This is a genomic window from Arthrobacter sp. H20, from assembly GCF_000520515.1.
Taxonomy (GTDB): domain Bacteria; phylum Actinomycetota; class Actinomycetes; order Actinomycetales; family Micrococcaceae; genus Arthrobacter_D.
Window position 1 is genome coordinate 1 of record NZ_AZRY01000234.1, and the last position, 3112, is coordinate 3112.

4 protein-coding genes are annotated in these 3112 nt (G+C 61.9%); 2 read left to right on the plus strand and 2 right to left on the minus strand.

Features of this window, described 5'->3' with window-relative positions:
• Positions 1 to 282 (plus strand): transposase (locus Y703_RS0102270; RefSeq protein WP_026551424.1); only part of this gene is annotated, 282 nt, incomplete at its 5' end.
• A gap of 392 nt (positions 283 to 674) precedes the next feature.
• Positions 675 to 1442: an ATP-binding protein gene (locus Y703_RS0102280; RefSeq protein ID WP_026551426.1), complete on the plus strand. Its 768-nt coding sequence runs from the start codon at positions 675 to 677 to the stop codon at positions 1440 to 1442.
• Between the two features lie 28 nt (positions 1443 to 1470).
• On the opposite strand, the gene Y703_RS17400 is transcribed toward Y703_RS0102280, so the two are convergent.
• Together Y703_RS17400 and Y703_RS0102290 are read right to left on the minus strand one after the other, a co-directional pair.
• On the minus strand, positions 1471 to 2166 hold the full coding sequence (locus Y703_RS17400) for an ATP-binding protein (RefSeq protein ID WP_081743344.1): 696 nt from the start codon (positions 2164 to 2166) through the stop codon (positions 1471 to 1473).
• Positions 2163 to 2966 carry a Mu transposase domain-containing protein gene (locus Y703_RS0102290; RefSeq protein ID WP_216698850.1) on the minus strand — a complete coding sequence of 268 codons (804 nt, stop codon included), beginning with the start codon at positions 2964 to 2966 and terminating at the stop codon, positions 2163 to 2165. The genes Y703_RS17400 and Y703_RS0102290 overlap by 4 nt, the downstream gene beginning before the upstream one ends.
• Positions 2967 to 3112 lie beyond the last annotated feature (146 nt).

A 3112-nucleotide genomic window follows, 5' to 3' on the forward strand; every position in this document is an offset into this window, starting at 1 on the left:
ACCACCAACAGCATCGAGTCGCTGAACTACCAGCTGCGCAAAATCATCAAAAACCGGGGTCATTTCCCCAACGACGCGGCAGCGATCAAGCTGCTCTGGCTGGCCATCATGAACATCGAAGACAAGCGAGCCCGCGAACGCGCCAAGGAAGCGCGAACCCCCAAGGGTCAACCCCGTAAGGCCTCCGGACGCCTCGTCGAAGGCAGCGTCGTCCAAGGCTGGAAAGCCGCCCTCAGCGAGCTCACACTCGTCCATCCCGACCGCATCAACCCCTACCTCTAAACCATGAAATCTGGATCACCTACACAGAAAACTTGACAAGCTCGGGGGTTCGGCCCGGCTACCGGGAAGGTCATCGAGCAGATTATCGACCGGCATGCGATCGAAGCGCAGGGGTATCTGGATTGTCAGAACATCTTGGAGAGCCTCGGGAAACGCAATAAACAGCGGTTGGAGGCCGCGTGCCAGGTGCTGCTCAACAATGGGCAACACGCCGGCAGTTACAGCACGATCAAGCGGATTATGGCCACCATCGATTCGGACACCAAACGGGAAAAACCCATAACGCCGGCGGCGGCCACCCGAAAACCATCCGGGGGTGCCAGCCCTGACGGTGCGGTACTCGTACGCTCTGCTGCCCACTACCAGCGCGGCGAGCAAGGGGTGGGTGCCTGATGTTCACCAGCGTCGACCACGAGAAGTTCCGGTCCCTGCGCATCGCTCACCTCGCGACCCGGTTCGAGGAGTTGATCACTGATGAGGCCAACGACGAACTAACCCCAGAGCAGGTTTTCCTCACGGCTGTCGATGACGCCCTCGACCAGCGCAGGGCACACCGGGTTGAGAAGCTGATCCGCACCGCGAAGTTCCCGATCCCACAGGCCTCGGTGGCTGAGATTAGCTACCAGGAGGGCCGCGGAGTCACTCCGGTGAGGATGAAGCGCTACGCCGCGCACCAGTGGAGCCAGGACCCGACGAATCTGCTGATCATCTCACCCGCCGGTGGAGGCAAAACCTACCTGGCCTGCGCGATCGGGATCGCCGCTTGCCAGAACGGGCATACCGTCGCCTACGCCCGGATGGATGACCTTGCCCGACGGCTGGTCATCGCCCGAGGCGATGGCATCGGCCATCAGAAGCTACTCAACGAGCTTTCAGCCGTCGACCTTCTGATCATCGATGACTTCCTCACCGTCGGCATCGACCCGGAAGCAGCCAACGACCTCTTCGCTGTCCTGGCCAACCGGGAACACCGGCTGCCCACGCTTATCGCCTCGCAGTCCGGACCGGCCTACTGGCTCGAAGCTCTCCCGGACCGCGTCGCAGCCGACTCAATCGTGAACCGGTTGGCCAACAACGCCCGCCAACTCAACCTCGGAGAAATCGACATGCGACGACTCCGAGACGACCACGCCCGCGCAGAACCAACCTACTGGGAATAGCCCGCCCGACAGACTTGGTACCAGCCCATCAGATGCTCACCCGGGCCGGTACCAAGTCAACGGAACCCCGGTACCAACTCCCCGGACCAGCGGTACCATCCCGCCCTATCTGCCACTGGGTGCAGAAAACGGTCGAGGTCTCGCCGTAACGACGTTCCATCAACTCCAGCAACATGCCCCTCAACGATTCCGTTGGCTTATCCAGCAACCACTCGTCGATCACCAAGAGAGTGAAGGCCGCATACTTCCGCAGGAATTTCCCGGACCCGCCGGGGCTGTCTTGCGCAGCCACCCAGGCTTCCTCAAGGTCCGGCATCCGTACGTAGTGGGCGCGGATCCTGTTCTCGCAGGCGCGCTTAGCGATCGCGCAGCCCAGATACGACTTCCCTGATCCGGTGAATCCCTGAAAGACAACGTTTTGCTGCCGGTCCACGAACGAGCAGGTGCCGAGCTGAGAGAGCATCTGCTGGTTCAGGCCGCGCTCATCCAGCAGATCGATGCGGCGCATGTCCGCGTTCGGGTAACGCAGTCCCGCCCGCCGGATGAGCCCAGCGATCTTGGAATGGGTGAACGTGGAGTAGGCATCATCGACGACCAACCGGACGCGCTCCTCGAAGGAAAAGCCCATCGATAGCGTCTCGTCCTGGGTATCGATCGCATCCAATAACTCGCCGGCGTTCATCTCCCCGAGCTTGCGTTTGGTTTCTCCATCGAGGCGGCTCATCGGGTCCCTCCGGCGTAGTAGGCGCTGCCTCGAACGTATCCGCCATCATCGCTCTCGGGTTGCTCCGGGACGTGCCCGGTCTTGTCTTGCCCGGTTTCCAGAAGTGGCCGCAGATGTGCGTAGCGTGGTGAGCGCAGCGGACCCCGTAAGGCCAGTGCGCAAGCCGCTTCGACCCTGGTCGGGGAGAACCGGCGAGAGAGCCGCAAGACTGCTAACGCCGGGTCGTAGGCTGCTTCCTCGATGGACGCGGATTCGAAGATCTTCTCGATCACTGTCCCCGTTGCCCGACCCATCCGGGCAGCCCACTCCTCGATCCGGGCTCGGTCCCAGGCCTGGAAGCTGCGCCCTTCGGGAAGGTCCGCCGCGTTCGTCTGATACTGGTTCGTTGTCCTCGCGGGCAACAGCAGATGGCTCGTTAAGCGTTCGTCGCCGCGATAGACCTCCAGCATGGTTTCCGTGACCCGCAGGTCAACAAGGGCCCCGATATGGGTGAAAGGGACGGAGTAAAAGTTCTTCGCCCAAACCACATGCCCGTTCTTACCCACCTTGCGTTTATAGGCCCAGGAGCTGATTTCGAACGCAACCGCTGGCAGCGGTTGCAGCAGCGGTAGCTCTTCCAGAGTGAACACGCTCAACCGCGACCCGTCCCGCTTCTGGAACGGCTGCCGGTTATAGGCATCGATCTGCTCCCGGATCCGGGCCCGCAACTGTGCCAGGGACGTGAACTGCTCGTGCCGGAGCCCAGCGATGACCCAGGCCCTGTCTGTCAGCATTGGGTGAGACACCGCCACTTTTCCCACTGACTCCTTAAGGGCGAGATTTGGAAACCGATTCCCTGTGAGCACCGCACTTGCTTCCCCCACCACCAACACCGATGGTGGAGCCATGTCCGATCCCGAAAAACCCAGGGCAGAAAGGCCCCTCCGCCGCTCCTTCACCCCAGGGG

What these genes read in the sequence shown, in the direction of transcription:
- Y703_RS0102280 (WP_026551426.1), top strand. Translation starts at nt 675, where the DNA reads ATGTTCACCAGCGTCGACCACGAGAAGTTCCGGTCCCTGCGCATCGCT.
- Y703_RS17400 (WP_081743344.1), bottom strand. Translation starts at nt 2,166, where the DNA reads ATGAGCCGCCTCGATGGAGAAACCAAACGCAAGCTCGGGGAGATGAAC.